The following is a 20,630-nucleotide window of genomic DNA, read 5'->3' on the forward strand; positions in this document are numbered from 1 at the left end:
AACCTAGTTGATTTTCGTGTTGCAAGTAAGCCGCAGGGACTGGGTAGCAATGCCTGCCGGGTTGTCTTCGATCGGGAGTCGCTTGACCGTCTGCTTGACCAGGCATTCGTAGGTCTTGCGTTCGCTCTGGCCGGTAATGGTGATGGCGATGGGCATCTCGGTTTCCCACGTGTACACGCCGCCCTGGTCGTACTCGTTCGCAATAACCCCTGCACCGGTGGCTACAGCCGAAGTGACCAAACGACGCGAGCGGATCTTCTCGATGAGACCCGACGTGTCGTACTGCTGCATCAGAGAGGCGTACCCATCCCGGGTGAACTGTGGTCGCAGCGCAACCAACTTCGCCTTGAGGTTGGTGTCATCAAAGTCCAGGGAGAACGCGCCGGTCGCGGTTTTCTGCACCTTCTGCAGGACTGCTTCGCTACTGACGAAGGGCTTCGACAGAGGAACTATCGGGATCAGACGTCCCCCTTCTGTCATGCCAAGCAGTTGCGGGCCAGGCCGCGTCACGAATTGAATGATGTTCAGGCCAATGGATCCAACGAGCGCAAGCCCGATGACTAGGTTGTTCGTCAGCTGACGGCTAAAGCCTGATTTGTAGAAGCCGGACGTGGCGAGCGTCCTCATGATGGGGTCTGTATTTGCGGCCGGGCGCGCGCTGGCCGCCGCTTTCTGGACGGGCGAGGTCATTGCACAGCGTCCTTTTCTGGTTGGCGGGCAGCAAATCGCTCGGGATAAAGGAGGTGGATCTCTGACACGATCATGTACACCCCACCCATGCGGTCGAGCAGCTCCTTGCAGGCCGCCAAGAGCTTTGTCTTCTGTTCCGAGGGCGCCCCGTCCTTATCACGGCCGCAAGTCCCAGAGTTCAGAATGCGCGCCAAACTCGCGGCGACTTCCGGGGTCGGGACGCCCCCCTGCTCGAGACGCGTGAAGTACGAACGGGAAATCCCAGCAGCTTCACAAAGCTTGTCTGGGCTGAGGTTGCGCGCCACGCGTATGGCCTTGAGTGCCGTCAGCGGTCTATCGGATGCGGACATTGGTACGGGCGTAATTATGTATCGTGTGAATGGTACGAAATTAAACCGCGCGCGGATTTTGACTGTCAAGAACATTCACTGACGGGAAACAAATCTGCGACGTGAGGGGCCATGGCTTGCGCGCGGTGTTTCTTTGCCCCCTCGTGGGTCGGCGGGCGGCGCGAAAGCCTATGGAAATGACGTATGAAGCACCGTGGTCTCGAGCGCTATGTGATGTAAGCGCTTCTTTAATCTGATTTATCCACTGTGTTAAACGGCGCGGACGGCCACTTTCTGGATACCCCACTCGGGGGGGGGCCGTGTCGCCCCGCTATCGGCGTTTGCTCTTGCTGCGTCAGCTGGCTGGATGGTCGGCGCTGCGAAGGAGCGGGCCGTGGGTAGGCAGGAGTGAATCTAGATGGCTGCGCCGTAGCGGGATGCCTCACGGAGTAGAGGCCGGAGGAGCGCTACGAAAAATAATTTGCATTGCACTCTGCCCTACAAATCCGGGAGGCCCGGCGGGGGCACCGGGCGTTATTGCTTCCGAATCAGCGACTTACGGACTCATGCGCTGTAGGCGGGACGCCCAAATAGGCTGGTACCTGCTCAGCTGCCGTCTGGCTTCGCAACGGGCACCGGTTTTGTCTTGTCCCGATACTTCGGCCAGGCGGAGCGCTTTGGAGCGTAATGCGTGCGAGCCGTTCTCGTGGACGCGTGCCCGAGTAGCTTTGCGACTTCTTCGTGCGAGTGAACAGCCTTGACGTTGGCGCTGAACTGGTGACGTGCGGAATACAACGCGTAGCGCTTTGTAGGGTCGTTCCCCCACAAAGCTTTGCAGGCCCGATAGACCGCCACCGCGCAATTTTCGTGGATCTCCGTAAAGGATTTTCCGGCACCGAGCATCTCGCGGATCGAGGCGATGTGCGCCCGTACGATGCCCATGTCTTCGTGCGCGACAGGGACCGAGCGCGTCGGACCGGTTCCCCTGCCATTGGTCGCCTTGGCGTTACGTGCATGCAGCTGGCCGGTGGCTTCGTCCAGTTCGGCATGCTCCCACTCGCGTGGTCGCAGGCCGGTGGCGACGGCGGCCATCAGCCATAGGCTGGCGCGCGTGGCGTAGTAACCGTTTCGGGTAGGGTTCGAGAGGTTGGCGACAAGCAAATCGTAGTCTGCCTTCCTGATCCCCTTGCGCTTTCGCGACGAAGTCTGGCCCACGGTATTCGCGGGGATGCAGTCGCCGTAAGGTAGGCGGCGGATTTCCTCAGCCGTCTGCATGAAGAGCGCGTTGCCGGTTCGTTCGGCTTCGATTTCGTAGCGGCAGGCCAAACTGGCCTGATATTGCCGGAATGTTGACCACTTCCATTGCGGGGCGTTCTGCTTCATGAAGGCGACGACGGCCTCGGGCGGCGGATAGGCGTCATCGGGGAGCGCCATCTCCTTCGCCAAGCGGGTCATCAGGCCATTCGCACGCCGCAGGTAACTGTCGACTGTTGCCGACGTCCGAGACTGCTTACGGGCTCTGTTGGGATTCATGTGCGTCGAACTCCATTCCATTGTCGTCGGCCGCAGGCCGTGCCGCCCGGCGGCATCACTGTGCATTGCAGCTTACCTACCGCGATGGTCTCCGCGGCCAAGTAGGGTCCATGCGCTTCGAATCCAATGTCAGCCTCCTGCGCCCATTCCGATAGCTGCCCCGTTGATGTCGGCCTCGCCGGTGCCTCCTGGTGGCTCCCGCCTTCGGGTGGTATCCGTGCTCGCGGGCCCGGTCCGGTCGATTCCTGCCTGGGTGGCCACACCGGTCTCTGACCTGCAGGGTCCGATGTGACGGGTGCCGCGGTTGCTATCTGCGAGTGAGTGGTGACGAGCTTACGGGCGCTGGCTGCTGGTGTGCTGATCCTGCAGTGGCCGGCCGCTGCAGGTCGCGATTCTGGTTGATTCCGTTACTCGGGTTGGTATCGGCGGCGGCTATGTTGTCACATAGCCGCGTTACACGAGCGCTCACTGCGTCGTGTAACAGGCCCATGGTGACGGAATCCTAGCAGATACCGTGTTCGTCGGGAATCTGATGTTGTGTTTTCTGCGCATCGCGCTGTGCCACCCGGGTGGGAGCGTCGGTTTGGCTGGCGACCATATCGGTGACGGTCTAGCCGTGGCAGCGCGACATTGCGTTCGAGAAGCGTGGGCCGGCTGGCGAACGCGGGGCGGCGCGCACGCCAGCGCCCTCTTTGCGTTGCGCTCCCTTCAGCTGAGGTCTCCATCGCCATGGGTCTCCTGCCGTCCCCTCCAGCGCCCGTTACCGAGCATATCGATGTGCTTGGTAACGGGCGCGGACAGCAACCACATAGCGGCTCTCGGCCCATATTGCACAAGGCTGTCCCGGCTACCTCGTAGTGCTCTGCATCGGAGCGGTTGCCTTTGAACGGTCTACAACAAGTGGTCCGTTACCGGGCATAGCGCCGAATGCCCCGCCTTTCGGGCGAGCCGACGAAGTGTTCCTGCAGGTGCACTGCAAGGGCACTGCATCTTCACTGCAACTGTCCTGCACTATCAGTGCGCCGGCACTGCATGACGCTCGCCCTCTCACCCCAAGCTCACTGCGCAGACGTCCTGATTCCGTATAATTGCAGCGATACATACATGCAGAGGAACATTCGATGGAGAAGAGCAGCGTGGTCTGCGCGCTGCGCGCGCTTGCAGCCGACAACAAGGGGCGCTCCGACACTGCGCGTCTGCGCGAAGTGTTTGAAGACGTGGAAGCGGCTCTCAATGCCGGCGTGAAGCGTCGGGCGATCCTGGAGGCACTGAACCAACAGGGCTTCAAGATGACCTTCAAGGGATTCGAGAGCGCGATGTACAGAATTCGCAAGCAGCGAAGCCAAAGGACGCCAGCTGCGTGCGGAGTGACGCTGCCCGCCATCCCGCCCCAAACACCGGTTGGAGCCGCACACGCGCCGCCCATGGCTATCGAGCCCGTCGCCGACACCGATGCAGTACGTGATGCATTGACCAATCAGAAATCTCGCGAAGAGAAGTTCTCTCGTTACTCAACCAGCACCACCCTTTCCCAGCGTCTCGGACAGAAAAAGGAGTCATAAATGCGTATCGCCTTTGCCAATTTTTCCGGCAACAACGGCAAGACCACCCTCGCCCACCATCTTGCGGCACCGCGGTTGAACACCCACGTGATTACCGTGGAAACCATCAATGCCGGCGAAGGCGGCGAGAGCATTAGGGCCAGCCAGTTTCACGACCTACAACGCCATCTGCTCACGACCCATACTGCAGTGGTCGACATTGGAGCTTCGAACATCGAGGTCTTCATCCATGCGATGGCTCAATACCGTAAGTCGCACGAGGACTTTGACTACTTTGTCGTTCCCGTCGTAAAGGAAGCGAAGCAACAGAAGGACACGATTGCCACCATTGACGCCCTGGCGGCTCTTGGTGTGCCTGCCAGGAAAATCCGCGTGGTCTTCAATAAATTGGCCATTGATGACGATGTGCACAGCCAGTTCGGCGCGATCTTCGGGTATGCAGCCGAGGAAAAGAAGTGTGTGGTACGGCCTGAAGCCGCCGTCTTTGAAAGCGATATCTTCGAGAGAAGCCAGGCGCTGGGAAAGACCATCTCCGAGATCCTCGCTGACACGACCGACTTCCGCGCCAAGCTCAAGGATGCCAAGGACGATCAGGAGAAGGAGTATTGTGTTCAGATGATCCTCGCAAAGCGCCTGGCTGACTCGGCCGACGAGAACCTCGACGCCGTCTACAAGGTGTTGTTCAAGTAGAGCCACGGCCATGCGCGAAATCCGAAAGATCCACGAGGCTCTGCTGGCTCAGCACTTCGAAGACGTCGACCGGCTCGCCAACAAGATCACGGACGCCGCCGAAAAAGTGGAGCGGGCCACCGCCACGCTAACGGCGGTCTGTGGCACGCCCCGGCCCGGGCGGGTGTCGCAGAATCCTCCTGACCGCAATGCGTTTGCTGCGCGGTCGGCTTGGGGTCAAGGACTTGTGGTCGCAACGATTATGGCAGGAGTCATGACATCGGCCGGCGTGGCTGCCTGGGTGAGCCGCACTCAGCCTATGCATACGCCGGAGCAGGAGCGCGCGGCGAAAATCGGAAACGCCATCGTGCAAGCTTGGCCGACATTCGATCCCGCTACCCAGAGGAGGATGTGGAACGCGCTGACGCCGGAGGCTCAAGAGGCTCTGGCCCGCTCCGCAAATCGCAGGTAACTGGCTAGCGTGGCGTGTTCGCTACAGTTTGGCCTTCGCACTCGCGATGCACCTTTCGCTGCACGCCTATCTCCCCATGCGTGAACGCATCGTCCATGGGACCACAATGCACTACATGGATCGGGGCGGCGCTAGCAGTCGTGGCTCGGCGGCCGCGGCACCGCACAGCTGCAGACACTGAGACATGTTTTTGCAGTGGGGCCAGAGGTGCATCATCGTTGGTGCGATGCAAGAGACCGGATCGCCAATGCGAGGCCATTGGGCGATGCAGTTCGGCATTATTGGCAGTTGAGCCGTCGCTCGACATCGAAGGTGGCTAGAACCAGGTCGCCGCGTTCCACGGCCTGTATCCAGGGCAAGAGATCATTCATCGGGGCGGTGCCGCTGCGGTCCATCCCTAGGACTTGCACGTAGCGTGCATCGCGATCAATGCGATAGAGACGGTCACCGCTGCGGGTTGCCAAGGTTGCGCCGCGGAAGCGCTCCTTGAAGCGCGCTACCCGGGTATGCAGCAGTGCGGCCTCGTGCGCCTTTGCGGCGGCCTCACGGGCGGCAGTGGCAGCGACGGAAAAGTCGGTCGGGCCGCTGGCTAGCTTCGCCAGATACGCATACAGGCGACCTCCTTTGAAATCGGCGAGACGGTTAGCCATCGCTGCCACGATGTCCGATAGCCGCTTGCCGTGGGCTTTGGCTATTCCCATCAGTTTGAAAAGGCCCGCCTTGGACAAACCTTGGCCAGTGAGATGGGCCAAGTCGACGGGGAGGGCGCCAATAGTGGCTACAGGGCGATGATTCTTTGCGATAGTGGGTTCAGATAACGAATGGCCGACTGACAAATTGTCAGACGGTGGCGTGTGGATAACATCCTTAGGAGCCTCGATCAGCCCCACCAATGCAGCGGCCTTCGGGGTAAGACGGATGCGGGCGACGGCGTACCGCCCGTTACGCGACTTGCGCTCTTGGGGCATCACTTCGATGAGGCCTTCGCTTTTGAGTCCAGCCAGGTGGCGGTACAGGGTTCGCTCAGTTACGCCCAGACGGTCTGCAATCTTTGACTTATGGGCAAAGACGGTAGCGAACGGCTCGGATTGCGGCACGTAGCGAACAAGCTCAGCGAGTGCGGCGCGGAGGCTCTTGCTCAAGCCCTCAATGTGTTTCGCTGCGTCAAACGCACGAAGGATACGGTTGGGCAGATTGCGACGTGTTGCTGGAGTCAGGGTTACAGGATGACCCTGCTGGCATTCGTGGGTCGGGCGAACGCCACCCTCGCCAGCAACGAAGTGTTGCGCGATAGACATGTCAAGCTTCCATTTCAAGAATGGCCAAACAATGCTTGACTGCCCCTCACGTTTCGCTACACTCCGAGTTACGGTCCTCATCCGGTTCCAGCCGGTGAGTCTAGCGGGTAAGGTTCCAGCCAAGCCCATTTTGCAAAAGCCTTCGGTTCCAGCCGAAGGCTTTTGTCTTTTGGGTCAGCAATAGTTGCTGGTCAAATCGGCACCTTTTTCTCTAAGTGATTGATTTTTAACGATTCCCCATTGGGAACGTTTGCGGGCCGGGTTATTTGTTCGCCTCTTCAATCTGTGAGCGGATGAAGGCCTCGATCTTGCTGGCCCAATCCTCAACCGCAGCCTCATTGTTCTTGCCGTTAAATCGGAGTCCGATAACACCCCCTCGCACTGACACGTCACAAAGCTTCCGCTTGCCGACGAATATGGCACGAGCTGCAGGTGCGGCCGGTCTTGCAAGCTTCGGCTTCGCAAGCTCCAAGGCTCGCTTCTGTGTCATCGATTCATCGCTGATGAGTGCTTCGATTGCTTTGACGACGGCCTCAGCGTTCCCGCTGCTGGCGATTGCAGCGAACTCCTCGGCCGCATGGCCGCCGACTCTGTCGGGCCGCATAGCGATTGCCGCGCGAGCCGCCGCGGGTAGCTTTTCAAATGCCAGGATCCGCGAGACATGTGAGGCACTGAGGCCCGACGCTTCAAGAATGTCGCTGCGGGTAAACCCCGACTCTTCCTGAAGCCGGACAAATTGCCGATATTTCTCAAAGTCGGGTAGGGCAGGCGCCAGCAAGTTCGAGAAGGTCGCACCAAGTTCGGCACTCTTGGCATCGCCAGAAAACGGGATGCCCAAGATCGTAGTGCGACCGAGGTCCCGGTAGATGGCCACGCGATTGTGGCCCGACACGATCTCGTTCGTTCCATCCGGCCGCGGCAAGTAGACGATTGGATGGATGAGCTTGTTCTTGGCCAGATTGGCACGGAGTTCTTCGTACTCCACTGGAGACAAGATGCGACGCCGCCCAGGAACCTCCACCAAGGATGAAATCGCGAGTTCGATTGCACCGGCAGCACCCTGGCCCTGCTGAAGGCTCTCGATCTTCTGACGGGCTTCCTCCAACAGCTTTTTGACTGCAGCTGCCTCAGCGGAGGCAGCTGCAGCTCGATCTTCTGCGTCGTTAATTCGGCTCGTGAACTCGAACATCCGCCCCGGTGCCGTGCGGGCAGACGTTGAGCGTTCCGTCCGCTGGCCGCCCTTGCCCGGCTCGAGGGCGGCCGTCTTCTCAAGTAGTTTGCTCATTCTTGGTGTCCTTCATCCAAGCTTTGACGAGTTGATCATCGATGAACTCGGAAAGCGCGTCCAATGGCGCTTTGAGGCGTTCATACTGTTCGCCAGACATTCGCGTCTCACCTTCTGCGTCCACATCGAGGCGCTTCTGGTCATAGACCGTGGACAAGGCTCCCAGCGCCGCTGCCTGCACTTTTGAGTCGGGTACATGCAGAGGGAAGACCCGCTCACCGTATGCTTTGCGGATCCAACCTTGTACGCCTTTGGCGGCGTCGAACGGCCGGACTTTGGTCATAAAGACGTTGACGAAGTCATACCGCTTGTGCTCAGCATTCGGAAGGCGCGACGCAATCTCGCCAAACATTTGCCAGAATTGCGTCGAGCTAGCGAAGTCCAGCGCTTCAGGCGGCAGCGGCATAATGATTGCGTCTGCAGCCATCAGTACGTTGGTCGTCAGATAACTCAATGCAGGAGGCGTATCAATGACGACCGCATCGTACTCATCGAGAAGAGATTCCAACCCGTAGTGCAGGATGTTCCAGAATTCGAAGCGGCTGTCCTCGAGGATGTGGGAGGGAATCGAAAACTCCGCATCCTGTAACGCGTTGCACGCGGGGATCAGGTCCAGGTTCTTCCAGTAGGTCTCTTTGACCGCGTACCGGAGCGAGGTCTCGTCCCCATATATCAGGGGAAGAAGCGTGTCCGTGTCCGAGATCTCAGCATCGGGAGCGAATCCGCATAACTGCGTAGCCGAACCTTGTGGGTCGCTGTCCAACAAGAGTACCTTCCGGCCGAGCAGCGTCAGCTTTTGCGCTACGCTTACCGAGGTCGACGTCTTCGCGACTCCTCCTTTGAAGTTAGCGAAAGCAATCACACGACCTCGGACTCCTTTCGGACGCTGCACACGGCTTGATGTTGCGGCTATCCAAGCCAGCGTTTCTTCCAGCGTAAATATCTTCGCTCGGCCCGTACCGGTCTGCGTCCCGGTCGGCAGGCCGAGCTTGGTCGTCAGGTACTTCATGCGCGTCTTATCGAACCCGCACAAGGACGCGATATTTGCCGCAGTGAAAGTTGGCGGCTTTTTGCGCGGGTAGGGTTCAAGCATCGTCGCCCTGACCTGATCCAACATATCCAATGCCCGGCCAGCGATCACATCGCGGATGTCAGCGATTGAGACTGACTGGTCAATCTCAGGCACCCTGGAGATGAGCAAATCGTTCGCGGTCACAGTTCTGTCCCAAGTAAGCTGGAAATTTTCCGGGTTGGCGTGGATAATTCGGCTAACCCGGAGAATAAAACGCCGCTTGGTAAACTTCAAGTAAACTCTTAAGAGTTCCTTGCAGAGCTGGTGCGTTGGCCGCCAATGTTGCTCAAGAGGCTCTTGGGCAGGGGGGCGCAGTGCTGCCGGGGGGCAGTAAAAGAAGAAGGAACAAGAAGGTGGCGCGGACGAGGTTGCAGCCTCGCCCACGCCGGCACCCCAACCCTGTACGAGAGGACTGGAATGCAAAAACAATCATACACGGCGCGCCGTGTGGTGACGCCCGACGCCGCCTTGGCTCCATGGGCCTATACGGTTCTTGCGCTGCTTGCTGGCACAGCCGGATTGGCTTCAGCTGCCATAACAACCAAGTTCTTCATGATCGGTCTAGACCGGCTTGAAGCAGATGCCTCTGCGCGACATGCACTCATGGCGGCTGGCGGGATCATGGTCATTGTGGAACTTCTGGCGTTCTTCCTCGCGGCGACCCTTCCAAAACAAGCGCTACGCGCTGTCAGGATCAAACTGCTGACGCTTGGCGTTGCACTTCTTGGTTTCGAAGCCGGCACCCTGTACTTCACCCAAGTTGCTTTGGTAGAGGCCTCCCAAGCGGTCGCTCGCGGCCAGAACACGCGCATTGAGGAATTGCGACACTCCATTTCGGCGCAACGCGCTGCACTGGCCACCATTCAAGAAGCAGCGAACCGCCAATCGCAGAGCCGCCACGCCTGGATCCGAGAGGCCGCCGTCGCCCAGGCAAGCAAGGCCGTGCACATTAACGCGGCGGTGTCTGCGCAGGCCGCCGAGTTAGCAGACCTAGAAGCACGGGTTGTCGCAACCACAAGGGACGTCCTTGGTAAGGAGGGCATGATCGCGTACGCGCTCGCTCGCTCGCTATTGTTAGTGTTGATGGGAGTAGTGCTCTTCTCCGTTGCCGGCGCATTGATCCAGGCGCGCCGAGAGCAGGCCGCGGGCGGGTCCCTCGCCGCGAAAAAGCCTTGCAGTACTGCGGTCGCGAGAACGGCCGGTGCGCCATCGCACGGTGGCGGTCGGTATGCAGCAGTACCGCTCGCCTTCATGAGTCTTTTGCCTTCGGCGATTGCTCAACAAGTAAGCGTCCAGTCATGGACACCGCAACAGCCTTCTATCAAGGAACCTCAGCGGGCCGCACCGACTGGCAACGTCAGCGCGGAGGTGACCGAAAACGACGCGCCGCCAGAAGAGCAGCGGAGAGTTGCGAGCGTGAAGGATTCCGGAACAGGCGATGACGACGGATGGCGATTTGTTCGGGTCCGGGCCGACATTCTGGCCGGTAAGATAAAGCCTTCATTGCGGTCCATCTACGCCGCACATGGTGCAACGCAGGTAGTCGCTAGCCGCTACCTCGCAGCAATGCTTGCCGCAGGGGAGCTGAAACGATCAGGCAAGGGGTACGCCCTCGTCTAGGCCGATCTGCAGCGGCCCACTCCCAGATTCCCGAGCGGTACCTTCATTCCAGTCTGCCGCGGCGCGTGGGCGCAGCCTGCGCGGGGCAGACTTTTGTTTGGTAGGAAAATTACGTATGATATGATCGATACGAAATTACACTGACTAGCAAAACCATGACGTGCATACGTGCCTACTTGCTTTCATTGACCGCACTCAGCTGCTTGGCCGCATGCACGACAGCACCCGCACCTGTTGATGAAACCGCGCGCATGCTTGATACCAGGCTGAATGCTTCCGCTCAGAGGATTGACGCCATGCTGGTCGACATCGCGCGCGCAGGTGCTCTGACATCGCCGGCGCAGAAGCCGAGCAAGGTCGAAATCAACGGGGATATCGTCACCGTCGTGTGGCACGGTGACGCGCCGGACGTGATCAAGAAGCTCGCCGAAGCCAAGGGGCTAGCCTTCGATATCAAGGGGAGACGAGTTCCGTCGCCCGTCGCTATCGAAGCGATTAACGCGCCATTCCTTTCGGTACTAGAAAACATCGGCGTGCAGCTGGGCGGACGCGGCGACGTTGTGCTCCGTCAGCAGTCCTTGGAAGTTCATTACCGTGCGAATTGACCGCCGGGCGCTCTTGCCGCTTGCTGCCGCGCTCATGTTTGCCACCAAGGCAGCGTTTGCACAGATGTCGCTGGACCAAATCTCTTCGCTTTCAGCCGATCATGTGCCGGCCCACGCCGAGGTCACGCCCGTTCGCGCTGCCATGTTGCGCGAGGCCGCGCTGAGCCTGGGGTCGAAGGCCGGACTCGCTGATCGCTGTGCCGTCTTGGTGGCGGACCTTGAGAAGCGTGCCTATGTGCTGGACAGGCAATATCGCTTCTCCGCTTACATCACCAAAAGCGGCCTTCTGCCTCCCGTAATTACCGAAGCGCGGGACGCGGTTCAGTCTACCGACGAGCAGGTTCGCGTGGCAGACCGAATCTACAAGATCGTGGTCAAGGCGAGGCCGGTCACGACGCCACCTTCCTGGCGCGACTATCTCTTCGTCGGCTTGCGTATGACAAAGGAATTGCCGATGCCTGCGGCGTCGGCGCTGCCGAAGACTGCGGCAGAAAAGGCCTTCTGGAAGAAGGCCGTGGCAGATGGTTGGGCGCATGGCCAAAAGCTGGCGGACGAGATCCTTGAACGAAACCTTGCCAGGCTGGACCGCGACTTCATCGGGATCATGAGGTACTCGTATCTTCTGAACAACGGCATGGTCTCGGAGCCGACGGTGGCCGTGGCCCCGCGCGTGGTGAGCGGAGACCGCAACGAGCTGCGCCTAGGTGACACGCTGATGCGTGTCACCGATGCGGGCGGCTTCATTACTGACCCCAAGAAGTGGCAGCCTACTGTAGTGCCGGGCTCGAAGGCAGCGGAATGACGTACGACTATATCCAGCCGTTCGAGCTGGCTCCGAATTTCTCCGAAAGCGAGTGCCAGTCCTTCCTTAGCTATTGCTCTGAAAAGGGCGCCTCGGACATCGTCCTACAGACCAACGACTATGCCTGGGTGGAGATCAAAGGCCGGCAGCGCAGAGCGACTACTCGCCCACTGCGGGACCAGGAGATCAAGGCCCTCTTGAGCGGTGCATTTGGTGCCGACTTGATCGGCGTTATCCGTGGCGGTCGCGATGCAGACCGCCCCTATCGCTTCACCGTTGCGCGCGAGAACTTCCGCTATCGCGTCAACATCGCGAGCGGCCAGATCGGCGATGCGGATGATGGGATTTCCGTGACCATGCGATCCATCCCGGAAACGCCTGTTGCGATGACCTCGCTCGGGCTTCCTGCGGGGATCGAGGAAAACCTTTACCAGCCGCGAGGCTTGGTGCTGATCTGCGGGCCCACCGGCTCTGGCAAGACCACATTGATGTCGGCCTTCTATGCCCACTGCTCAGAGCACGCCGGGGACGCAAAGATCCTCCTTTACGAGGACCCCATCGAGTTTCTCTATACGAAGGTGAAGAACAACGGCCCGCGCATCCGGCAAATGCAGATTGGTCGGCACATCCCCGACTTCGCTGCGGGCGTGCGGAATGCCATGCGCTGCAAGCCAACGATCATCGGTATCGGCGAAGCGCGCGATGCCGAGACTATCGGCACGCTGGTCGAGGCTGCGCTCACCGGGCACGGTGCATACGCGACCATGCATACCGACAGCGTTGCGGAGACCATCAGCCGTGCGATTCAGGTCTTCCCGCCCGCCCAGCATTCGGCGGTGGCTTCCAAGCTGCTAGGGTCCATCCGTCTTGTGGTCGTGCAGATTCTGGTGCCTACGCTGGACGGCGACCGGGTGGCCGTCCGCGAATGGCTCTACTTCGATGACATGATCCGCGCCGAGATGGGAGAGATCGACTACACGAAATGGGGCAGCTTCCTGCGCCGCCAGGTGGGCGAGCGTAAGCAAGCCATGAGCGACGGACTGAAGCGGCTGCTGGAAGCAGGACGCATCGACGCCAAGGCCTACAAGCGCTACGCAGGGGAGTCGAACGCATGACGGGCAGGAAGTCGATCTGGCGGGACGCAGCTCGTACGCCCCGTATTGCGTCGGTCGACGCGCGCGCGTTCTTCCCTCTCATCTTCGCGCTGTTTCACATGCGTGTCTGGACCTTCTGCCTGGCATTCGTCGTTGTTGTCATGTTTCGACTGATGGAAACGCGGGGCTATACGTTGCCCGTGTTCCTAAGGGCGGTCCGGCACTGGCTACGGGGCAGGAGTGTGCCTTCTCGCGGGTGGTGGGTACACCGCCGCTTCTTTGATTGAAGGATCTCAGAGCAAATGGATAAGAAGAACCTGGTGGCAGCGCTGATGGCTAGCGGGCTGCTCTTTAGCAGCGGAGCCATGGCCGGCTTCATCAATGAAGCGGCAATTGGCGCTGCGCCTGCCGGGGCGCTCGCACCCGGCTCTGCCGCCCAGACGTCGACTGGGGCCGGACAGCCCGTGGGCGGCACGCCACCCATCCCGGCCCAAGGTGAAAAGCCACTTTCTGAGGCCCGCGTGTCACCTGGCCGCCTTATCGAGATTGGGACTCGGCCGGCAACCGTCAAGGAATTGCGAGGCAAGGGTTCTGCCATGGCCCTCGGCGATGTCGTTCCCGCGATCCTGCCAACGACGTTTCGGGCCGACTACGCGGATGTAAACCGTACTGTCCCGGTCAGCTGGGCCGGCGGTAAGCCTTGGCCGGTGGTCATGGGTGAAGTCGTTTCACAGCTGCCCGGCGTTATCGCGACCCTTGACTGGACCAACCACTCGATCACGTTCGGCATGCAGAAGGTTCACAGCAACGAGACGGAGTTGGCCCGTGCGAGCCCTGCCGCGGCGAGGTGGGAGGTCCGTGCGAGCGACCTCACACTGCGCCAGTCGCTGATGCGGTGGGCGAAAGATGCCGGTTGGCAGGTCTCGTGGGAGGTGAAGTACGACTTCCCGGTCCAGCTCGAGGCTGCGTTCGGCGGCACGTTCGAAAACGCGGTGGAGCAGTTCACGGCATCGCTACGGACCAGCGAGTTCCCCCTACTGGGCTGCATGTACGAAGGGAATCGTGTGGTCCGAATCCTCCATTACGGCGACAAGAAGGAATGCGAACAGTGAATCTCAACTCTACCGCGCGCGGAACCATTGCCGCATCCACGCTGCTTCTGGCCTCCTGCGGCACTGTTCAGCAGACTGTCGATAGCCAATATATGGCAAACCGCGACGCCGTCACGGCCTACGGCAATAAGGTCCTTACTCAGACCGCTACCAGCAATGTGCCGTTGGTTCAGAAGAGCAGCGGGGCATGGCTTGGTGGCAAGGCACTCCCGCTGCAGGCCGACCTGACGCTGCCCGAGGTTTTTCGCAAGCGCTACGCCTTTAAGTTCCCCGGGAAGGTAGGGATTGAGACGGTCGCCCAGCGCATCACGCAAGTGACGGGCATTCCGGTCCGCGTGAAGCCCGATGTGATGCTGCCGGCCACCGCGTTTGTGACCGGGGGTAACCTCGCCACGGTGGCACGCCAGGCTGCGCAGCCTGCGCCCGTCGGCAACGCATCCATTCTGCCTCCCCTGCCTGCGCCGCAGACGACGGGCACGCAGTCATCGTTGCTCGCAACAGGCCTGTCGGCAAGCGGTGCATTCAACCCGGGCCTGGCGGAATACGAGATGAACTACGAGGGCGCTGTCAGTGGCTTTCTTGATCTTCTATCCGCTCGCGCTGGTATTTCGTGGGAATACCGCGAGGGCGTGATTTCGCTGCATCGCCTCGTGACGAAGATCTTCACGCTCAAGGCAATTCCCGGCGATTCCACCTTCAAATCGTCCATCGGGAAACAGGGACAAACGCAAGCGGGCGCAGTGGGCTCCAGCAACTCTACGCAGTCGAGCGCCGGCTACAACTCGCAGACCAACATCGAGATGAACTCGAAATTCAGTCTGTGGGAATCGGTTGAGGACGCCATCAAATCGGTAATTTCGCCCGCTGGCAAGTACGCGATCTCACAGGCCTCTGGGACCATCACGGTGACGGATACACGGGATGTGGTGGAGCAAGTGGCTAAGATCGTGGAGCACGAGAATGCTGCCAATACGCGCCAGATTGCCATGCGTGTTGAAGTCCTCTCGGTCAAACTGAATAACGGCCAGGAGTTCGGTGTCGACTGGGACTTGGTGTTCAACCAAGTTTCCAATCTGGTTCCTTGGACTCTGCGCTTCTCGTCGCCCGCATCGCTGGTCAGCAACAACGCATCGAACCTCGGCGTATCGATCCTTGCGCCGACCAATGGCGCAATGTCGGCATCTCAGGCTCGTTGGGGAGGTTCAAAGGCATTTTTCAAAGCGCTGTCGAGTTTCGGGCGCGTGAGCGTGGTCACAACTGCGAACGCGATGACTTTGAATCGCCAGCCGGTGCCGGTGGCGATCACCAACCAGACGACCTACCTCGCGAAGGTCACGCCTGCGCCCGCCGGCGCAAGTGGCAGTGCCGGTGGCACCCCGGGCTTGGAGCCGGGTACGGTGACAACCGGCTTCCTGCTCAACCTTCTGCCGACCGTCCTCGACAGCAATAGCATCCTGCTGCAGTTCGGCCTCGGGATCTCCGACCTCACCGGACTCGTGGATGTGCCATCGGGCGATCAAAAGATCCAGGCACCCGAAATCTCTTCGACGGACTTTCTGCAGAAGGTAGCGATCCGACCTGGGGAAACGCTCGTACTGTCAGGCTACGAGCGTAGCACTGGCCAGTACGACAAGCGCACGCTGTCGTCCGGTGCGCCTATCGGATTGGGCGGGTCGCTCAACGGCGCTTCGAATCGTGAAGCCGTCGTCATCCTCGTCACGCCGGTGTTGTCCGAAGGCGCAATCTAAGGCGGAACGACCGAATGTCTGTGCATATCGTTCCAGCTGGCGATGCCTTGGCGGTCTTCGGGCTAAGCTGGCACCCGCTTAGCGACACTGACCGCGAACGGGCAGAGGCGCGCCAACTCTTCAAGGAGTTCGACGCTTCGCATTGCGTGCGCGCTGCCAGCCAGGTGGAGGTGCTCTACGGCTTGCTGACCGCGGATGACCGCCGGGCGCTGGTTTCAGCCGGAACGGTTCCGCGCAACGCGAAGCTGGTATCGCCGGCAATCCTGCTGGCGACCATGCCTGACGCAGGTGCAAACCTACTTTGGGCTGAGTTGCGAGGCGACTCAGCCCAGATGGCCGTCGTTGAGAACGGAGTTCCTTTCCCAGGCGGCGACTATCGCGGGTCGAAGGCGGAAGTGCTGGCCGCGGCTGAATCCATCCTGGCGCAGACGGACTCGAAGTTCCAGTTCTTTGGAAACCTGCTTCCGGACAGTATCCCGCTTCCACTAGCGGATCTGGTGAAAGAGGGGGACATCAAAGCCGCGACCCTGGTGCCTGCATCGCGTGGCATCGATCCGAAGCTACTGTTCCTCGCGGCGCTAGTAGCGGTGGTTGCCGCAGGGTACGGTTACTCGAGCTGGAGCAACGAGCGCGAACGTCAGGCGCGCTTGGCGGCGCGCGCACAGCAGCAGGATCCTCAGAAGCTGTACGCCGCAAGCCTCGCAGCCGCTCTATCGACCGCCGGCCCTCCGGTGGCAGAGGCTGCACCTCCCCTCATCGAATCGGCGATGAAGCAAGAGGTATACGAGGGCGGCTGGATGATGAAGCAGGTTGTCTGTGAACCGAACGGCTGCACCTACTCATGGGAGAACGTCGGCGGCAACAATCTCTCGCTCAAGGAGGCCATGGGCGGGATGACGATCACCGCGTCCTTGGATGGCAAAGGCGCGTCGTTCACGGTCCCAGTCAAGAAGGCATCGCCTTCGCTCCCGGATCCCTCGCGCTTCCCGACGATGCAGCGCTTCATGGAAGAGACGGGCTCGTTCTCCCAGGACATCCGACTCGTTGGTGTCGAATTTAGCTTCACACCAAGCGAGATATTCGGGGCCGACCCCACCATTCCCGCTGGTTCGATCAAATCGCCCGTTCGCGCTGGCACGTACAGCTACACAGGCCCTCTCGCGCTTGCAGCCGAAGTCGCGTCGATGCTGCCTCCGAATATGACATTTGGGCGCATAACGATGGGCTCCGATAGCACTGGGCCGATATTCAACCTGGAAGGCAAATACTATGTCAAAGACTAAGGCATTCGTGGTCATCTCCGCGGCCCTGCTGGTTGCGCAGGTCGTACAGGCTGCGCCGCTGCGTGAGCTTGTCGACGAGCAGCGCGCCGCGATGGCCGACGAAATTGCGAAGAAGCGAGCCGAGTCCCGGACCAAGGGAGAGGTGCCGGCGGCCGGCGCGCCGGCGGTTGCCGCCGTCCAGACGCAAGTCGCGAAAGAAGACACCACGCCTCGCATAGCGGACGTCGCGGTGGTCGCCGTATATGGTGAAGTTGGGAAACTCACCGCTGATGTCTCGGTTAAGGGCGGGGTACCGACGGCCGTTAAGGAAGGCTACGAAGTCATGCCCGGCTGGTACGTTGACACGATCACATCGCAGCGCGTCAACTTCACGCGCGGGAAGAAGAAGGGAAAGGGGGGGGCGCGGCACGTCGTGTACCTGTCCGAACCGGCAACCGTTGCGAGCACGCAGGCGCGCGGCATTTCGCCGCCGACCGGCTTCGGTGCATCCTTGCCGCCAATCGTCGCCCCGACCCCGACGCATGTAAGTCCTTTGGCGCAGGCCTTGACGAATATGGCGGCAAGCGCTGAAAAGCGCTGAGCGCCACGAGGGCACGTTGATGAACGCCATCGCGAACCTCCTTGGCTTCGGGCCAAAGAAGCCGGCCATCGTGACGCCGGTGCCGATGCGCAAGAGCGCGGCGAAACCAGCCGGACAGCCAGGTTCTGAGCAGCATAAGTGGGTGCGCAGCTTCGCCGAGGTTCCACCGTATCGTTGCATCCATACGGGGAAAAAGAGCGATTTGGCAAAAGGCGTCACCGACGACTTTCGCCGCGGATGCATTGCACTGGGTAGTGAGAAGTCGGCGAGTTTCTACGTCGATCCTCGGTTTCACGAAGAGCGCAAGTCGTTGGTGCGGTCCATGGCGGCGCAGCTCAGGTCCGCAGGGATCAGGATTGAGAGCTATTACTACGCCCCCCCGGAGTTGATCGCGCAGCTGTATGCGACGGAATCGACCCTGGAGGCGGGCAACCGCGTACTGACGGAAGGGCTCACGCAAGCCGAGGCCTTCTGGAACGAAATGATCGATCACGGTCTAGCGCTGGGCGCTACCGACCTACACGTACTGCTTGAGGAGGCGAGCCGCACCGCGCACTTGCTGTACCGAGTCAACGGTGACTTGATCCCTCCAAGGACGGAAGACAAGGGCATTCATCCCATCGACACGGTGAAGGATGCGGTCGCGTTCGCTTACAACAAGTTGCATGCCGAGAAGACGAACAACGATGCCGGCTTCAGCACGGAGATCGACCTCGAGTGCATGGTGCCCTATGACAATGGCAAGGAGTCTTTCAACATTCGCTACACAGGCACGCCGATGTTCGGTGGGTTCACCGTCTACCTGCGATACCTGTTCTCAAAGACCACTGACTGGTCATCGCCCCAAGGGGCCGGGTACTCGCCAGACCAAGAGGCGTTGCTTTTCTCCGCCATGCGGGCGCGTAAGGGTGCAATCAGTATTTCAGGGATAACGGGCTCGGGTAAGTCGACCACCGCGAAATACTTTCTCGAATCCGTCGACAAACTGAACGGGCACCGTCTGAACATCATCACCGTCGAGCACCCTGTCGAATACAGGATCCACGGTGCTCGACAGAAGACCATTCAGGAAACGACACCAGACGCCTGGCGGGATGTGCAGCGGCGGCTAGTGCGAGAGGATCCCGATGCCGTCTTCATCGGGGAAGTGCGGTGTATCGAGTCGGGCCAGACCGCCAAGATCATGAACGAAACGGGGCACCTGACGTTGTTCACGGTTCACGCGGACTCCGTGCTTGGCGTCTTCAACCGTCTGGTCGACCCGACGATTGGTTTCACGCTGGGCACGCTGACTATGCCCAACTTCTGGAACCTGATCGTCTACCAGGCGCTCGTCCCAACGCTGTGCGCAGACTGCAAAGAGCCGCTATCCGATCACCTTCCGGATCTGGCGCAGTTTCTCGAGGAGCGGTTCAGTCTCGACACCAGTGGCATGCGGGTGCGCAACCCCAAAGGCTGCCCCAAGTGCAATCACACCGGAGTTGCTGGCGTTGAAGTCGTAGCGGAGATGCTGCAGCCGACGCGCGCAATCCTGGACAAGATTCGCAAGGGCGAAATCTTTGAAGCCGAGCGGTTGTGGCGCGCCTCTTGGGACGGTCGCTTTGACACGCCGAACATGACCGGAAAAACCGTGTTCCAGCATGCACTCTACAAGGCATATCTGGGCCGCATCGACCCTCGCACGGTAGAGACGTTCGAAACGTTCGACCGGTTTGAAATCGTCCTGTGAGACGCACCATGGCATTTCGGGAAATTATCGATGAGGTCAAGTATCGCGCGGCGGTACGCGCGTTTCGCAAGACCCGTGAGAAATTCTATGACTCCCTCGCGGAATCCATTGCTGACGGCGAGGCGATGGCGAGGTACTTCAGCGCGCTAGCCGCGCGGGCCGCAGTGCAGAAGGACCCCCTTGCGGTGTTGTACAAGCAGTGGCTACGGCGCATGGACATGCCGGGCGCTGAAGGAGGGCGACTCTCCTACGTGTTGAAGGGATGCGCACCCGAGATGGATCTAATGATCATCTCCGCGCAAGACCTCACGCTCCACCGGTTGCCCGAAACGCTCCGGTTTCTCGCGACAACGATCAAGTCTCAGCGGAAGCTGAACAGCGTACTCGTCAAGGCCGTGACCGTGCCCGTCGTTGCGCTTGGTATCACGGTGGTCTTCATGGTGGTCCTGTCGTTGCTCGTGGTGCCGGTGTTCTCTCTTATCGCTCCACCGGAAAAGTGGGGCACATACGGCTACTCGCTGTATCTGATCTCCTATGTAGTGACCCACTACGGCGTCCTGATCGCCGTTGCCTTGGGAGTCGGTGCGTGGGGATATGTATGGTCGATCCGCAACTGGACCGGACCCTACCGTATTAAGGCGGACCGATCAGTCTTCTATCGCGTGTTTCGAGACTATTACGCGGCCCAGTTCCTGGTTGCCGTGGCGTCCATGCTGGCGGCGGGCGTTGGCCTCGACACGACACTGGAGGAGTTGAAGAAGCGATCAAGCCCATGGCTGCGATGGCACATCGCCAAGATTGCGAAGAATCGCCTGCGCGCTTCGCGGTCGCATGGTGAGGCCTTCAACACGGGCGTACTTGCGCAGCCCATCGCCAACAGGCTCATCGATAGTAGCCGTCGCAGTAGCGACTTTCCTGCCGTCATGAAGCGAATCGGCATCGAGGGAATGGACGAAACGAGGCAGCAGGTCGAGGAGAGTGCATTCAAGTTGAACCTCACGATGGTGCTGATCATGGGGGTCGTAGTTGGGTATCTCATCCTCGGCACGCTGCGCACAGGTCAGGACCTATCGAGTGCGATGAAGAGTCAGCTAAATCAACAGCAGTACCGCCGCTGAGGCGGCAGAACAAACTTTCCAACGAAAAG

20 protein-coding genes are annotated in these 20,630 nt (G+C 60.2%); 14 read left to right on the forward strand and 6 right to left on the reverse strand.

Annotated features, from left to right (window positions below; translation table 11 throughout):
• Window positions 1-3: 3 nt before the first annotated feature.
• The 3 genes from A2G96_RS13080 to A2G96_RS13090 form a co-directional block, all read right to left on the reverse strand.
• Window positions 4-690, reverse strand: coding sequence for a DotI/IcmL/TraM family protein (locus A2G96_RS13080; protein WP_062799826.1), 687 nt, complete (start codon window positions 688-690; stop codon window positions 4-6).
• Window positions 687-1,040, reverse strand: coding sequence for a helix-turn-helix domain-containing protein (locus tag A2G96_RS13085; protein ID WP_167354368.1), 354 nt, complete (start codon window positions 1,038-1,040; stop codon window positions 687-689). The genes A2G96_RS13080 and A2G96_RS13085 overlap by 4 nt, the downstream gene beginning before the upstream one ends.
• Window positions 1,041-1,625: 585 nt before the next feature.
• Complete coding sequence (locus A2G96_RS13090) at window positions 1,626-2,552, reverse strand: site-specific integrase (RefSeq protein WP_062802174.1); 927 nt, start codon at window positions 2,550-2,552, stop codon at window positions 1,626-1,628.
• A 1,121-nt stretch (window positions 2,553-3,673) separates the two neighbouring features.
• On the opposite strand from A2G96_RS13090, the gene A2G96_RS13095 reads away from it, so the two are divergent.
• From A2G96_RS13095 to A2G96_RS13105, 3 genes are read left to right on the forward strand one after another with little or no spacing between them, the layout of a single operon-like run.
• The gene (locus tag A2G96_RS13095) at window positions 3,674-4,114 is read left to right on the forward strand and encodes a hypothetical protein (protein WP_062799830.1); all 441 of its coding nucleotides are present in this window, start codon (window positions 3,674-3,676) and stop codon (window positions 4,112-4,114) included.
• Window positions 4,115-4,804: a StbB family protein gene (gene stbB, locus A2G96_RS13100; protein WP_062799833.1), complete on the forward strand. Its 690-nt coding sequence runs from the start codon at window positions 4,115-4,117 to the stop codon at window positions 4,802-4,804.
• Window positions 4,805-4,814: 10 nt separating this feature from the next.
• Entirely contained in the window at window positions 4,815-5,255 is a 441-nt protein-coding gene (locus A2G96_RS13105; protein ID WP_062799836.1) for a hypothetical protein, read from the forward strand.
• Window positions 5,256-5,533: 278 nt separating this feature from the next.
• On the opposite strand, the gene A2G96_RS13110 is transcribed toward A2G96_RS13105, so the two are convergent.
• From A2G96_RS13110 to A2G96_RS13120, 3 genes are all read right to left on the reverse strand, one after another.
• Complete coding sequence (locus tag A2G96_RS13110; RefSeq protein WP_150124142.1) at window positions 5,534-6,553, reverse strand: helix-turn-helix domain-containing protein; 1,020 nt, start codon at window positions 6,551-6,553, stop codon at window positions 5,534-5,536.
• 262 nt (window positions 6,554-6,815) lie between these two features.
• Window positions 6,816-7,838, reverse strand: a complete 1,023-nt coding sequence (locus tag A2G96_RS13115) for a ParB/RepB/Spo0J family partition protein (protein WP_062799841.1) — start codon at window positions 7,836-7,838, stop codon at window positions 6,816-6,818.
• Complete coding sequence (locus A2G96_RS13120) at window positions 7,822-9,144, reverse strand: ParA family protein (protein ID WP_335340538.1); 1,323 nt, start codon at window positions 9,142-9,144, stop codon at window positions 7,822-7,824. The genes A2G96_RS13115 and A2G96_RS13120 overlap by 17 nt, the downstream gene beginning before the upstream one ends.
• A 183-nt stretch (window positions 9,145-9,327) precedes the next feature.
• Here A2G96_RS13120 and A2G96_RS13125 point away from each other — a divergent pair, with 183 nt between their 5' ends.
• The 11 genes from A2G96_RS13125 to A2G96_RS13175 all read left to right on the forward strand — a co-directional run bounded on the left by A2G96_RS13125 (window position 9,328) and on the right by A2G96_RS13175 (window position 20,601).
• On the forward strand, window positions 9,328-10,530 hold the full coding sequence (locus tag A2G96_RS13125; RefSeq protein ID WP_150124143.1) for a hypothetical protein: 1,203 nt from the start codon (window positions 9,328-9,330) through the stop codon (window positions 10,528-10,530).
• Window positions 10,531-10,781: 251 nt separating this feature from the next.
• Window positions 10,782-11,135: a DotD/TraH family lipoprotein gene (locus tag A2G96_RS13130; RefSeq protein ID WP_062799847.1), complete on the forward strand. Its 354-nt coding sequence runs from the start codon at window positions 10,782-10,784 to the stop codon at window positions 11,133-11,135.
• 34 nt (window positions 11,136-11,169) lie between these two features.
• Window positions 11,170-11,937, forward strand: coding sequence for a type IV secretory system conjugative DNA transfer family protein (locus A2G96_RS13135; protein ID WP_150124144.1), 768 nt, complete (start codon window positions 11,170-11,172; stop codon window positions 11,935-11,937).
• Complete coding sequence (locus tag A2G96_RS13140) at window positions 11,934-13,052, forward strand: type IV pilus twitching motility protein PilT (protein ID WP_062799852.1); 1,119 nt, start codon at window positions 11,934-11,936, stop codon at window positions 13,050-13,052. Before A2G96_RS13135 ends, A2G96_RS13140 begins: the two co-directional genes overlap by 4 nt.
• On the forward strand, window positions 13,049-13,318 hold the full coding sequence (icmT, locus tag A2G96_RS34415) for an IcmT/TraK family protein (RefSeq protein WP_062799854.1): 270 nt from the start codon (window positions 13,049-13,051) through the stop codon (window positions 13,316-13,318). The genes A2G96_RS13140 and icmT overlap by 4 nt, the downstream gene beginning before the upstream one ends.
• A gap of 15 nt (window positions 13,319-13,333) precedes the next feature.
• The gene (locus tag A2G96_RS13150; RefSeq protein WP_062799857.1) at window positions 13,334-14,143 is read left to right on the forward strand and encodes a toxin co-regulated pilus biosynthesis Q family protein; all 810 of its coding nucleotides are present in this window, start codon (window positions 13,334-13,336) and stop codon (window positions 14,141-14,143) included.
• Entirely contained in the window at window positions 14,140-15,891 is a 1,752-nt protein-coding gene (gene pilN / locus A2G96_RS13155; protein ID WP_062799859.1) for a PilN family type IVB pilus formation outer membrane protein, read from the forward strand. Before A2G96_RS13150 ends, pilN begins: the two co-directional genes overlap by 4 nt.
• 14 nt (window positions 15,892-15,905) lie before the next feature.
• On the forward strand, window positions 15,906-17,174 hold the full coding sequence (gene pilO2, locus A2G96_RS13160) for a type 4b pilus protein PilO2 (RefSeq protein ID WP_062799860.1): 1,269 nt from the start codon (window positions 15,906-15,908) through the stop codon (window positions 17,172-17,174).
• The gene (locus A2G96_RS13165) at window positions 17,161-17,754 is read left to right on the forward strand and encodes a hypothetical protein (RefSeq protein WP_062799861.1); all 594 of its coding nucleotides are present in this window, start codon (window positions 17,161-17,163) and stop codon (window positions 17,752-17,754) included. The genes pilO2 and A2G96_RS13165 overlap by 14 nt, the downstream gene beginning before the upstream one ends.
• Before the next feature lie 19 nt (window positions 17,755-17,773).
• Window positions 17,774-19,483, forward strand: coding sequence for an ATPase, T2SS/T4P/T4SS family (locus tag A2G96_RS13170; protein ID WP_062799862.1), 1,710 nt, complete (start codon window positions 17,774-17,776; stop codon window positions 19,481-19,483).
• Window positions 19,484-19,491: 8 nt separating this feature from the next.
• Window positions 19,492-20,601, forward strand: a complete 1,110-nt coding sequence (locus A2G96_RS13175; RefSeq protein ID WP_062799863.1) for a type II secretion system F family protein — start codon at window positions 19,492-19,494, stop codon at window positions 20,599-20,601.
• Window positions 20,602-20,630 lie beyond the last annotated feature (29 nt).

It is taken from the genome of Cupriavidus nantongensis (assembly GCF_001598055.1).
Classification (GTDB): Bacteria; Pseudomonadota; Gammaproteobacteria; order Burkholderiales; family Burkholderiaceae; genus Cupriavidus; species Cupriavidus nantongensis.

Bases quoted from the DNA above. Each gene is read 5' to 3' on its own strand.
- A2G96_RS13080 (WP_062799826.1), bottom strand. From the start codon at position 690: ATGACCTCGCCCGTCCAGAAAGCGGCGGCCAGCGCGCGCCCGGCCGCA.
- A2G96_RS13085 (WP_167354368.1), bottom strand. From the start codon at position 1,040: ATGTCCGCATCCGATAGACCGCTGACGGCACTCAAGGCCATACGCGTG.
- A2G96_RS13090 (WP_062802174.1), bottom strand. From the start codon at position 2,552: ATGAATCCCAACAGAGCCCGTAAGCAGTCTCGGACGTCGGCAACAGTC.
- A2G96_RS13095 (WP_062799830.1), top strand. From the start codon at position 3,674: ATGGAGAAGAGCAGCGTGGTCTGCGCGCTGCGCGCGCTTGCAGCCGAC.
- stbB (WP_062799833.1), top strand. From the start codon at position 4,115: ATGCGTATCGCCTTTGCCAATTTTTCCGGCAACAACGGCAAGACCACC.
- A2G96_RS13105 (WP_062799836.1), top strand. From the start codon at position 4,815: ATGCGCGAAATCCGAAAGATCCACGAGGCTCTGCTGGCTCAGCACTTC.
- A2G96_RS13110 (WP_150124142.1), bottom strand. From the start codon at position 6,553: ATGTCTATCGCGCAACACTTCGTTGCTGGCGAGGGTGGCGTTCGCCCG.
- A2G96_RS13115 (WP_062799841.1), bottom strand. From the start codon at position 7,838: ATGAGCAAACTACTTGAGAAGACGGCCGCCCTCGAGCCGGGCAAGGGC.
- A2G96_RS13125 (WP_150124143.1), top strand. From the start codon at position 9,328: ATGCAAAAACAATCATACACGGCGCGCCGTGTGGTGACGCCCGACGCC.
- A2G96_RS13130 (WP_062799847.1), top strand. From the start codon at position 10,782: ATGCTTGATACCAGGCTGAATGCTTCCGCTCAGAGGATTGACGCCATG.
- A2G96_RS13135 (WP_150124144.1), top strand. From the start codon at position 11,170: ATGTTTGCCACCAAGGCAGCGTTTGCACAGATGTCGCTGGACCAAATC.
- A2G96_RS13140 (WP_062799852.1), top strand. From the start codon at position 11,934: ATGACGTACGACTATATCCAGCCGTTCGAGCTGGCTCCGAATTTCTCC.
- icmT (WP_062799854.1), top strand. From the start codon at position 13,049: ATGACGGGCAGGAAGTCGATCTGGCGGGACGCAGCTCGTACGCCCCGT.
- A2G96_RS13150 (WP_062799857.1), top strand. From the start codon at position 13,334: ATGGATAAGAAGAACCTGGTGGCAGCGCTGATGGCTAGCGGGCTGCTC.
- pilO2 (WP_062799860.1), top strand. From the start codon at position 15,906: ATGTCTGTGCATATCGTTCCAGCTGGCGATGCCTTGGCGGTCTTCGGG.
- A2G96_RS13165 (WP_062799861.1), top strand. From the start codon at position 17,161: ATGTCAAAGACTAAGGCATTCGTGGTCATCTCCGCGGCCCTGCTGGTT.
- A2G96_RS13170 (WP_062799862.1), top strand. From the start codon at position 17,774: ATGAACGCCATCGCGAACCTCCTTGGCTTCGGGCCAAAGAAGCCGGCC.
- A2G96_RS13175 (WP_062799863.1), top strand. From the start codon at position 19,492: ATGGCATTTCGGGAAATTATCGATGAGGTCAAGTATCGCGCGGCGGTA.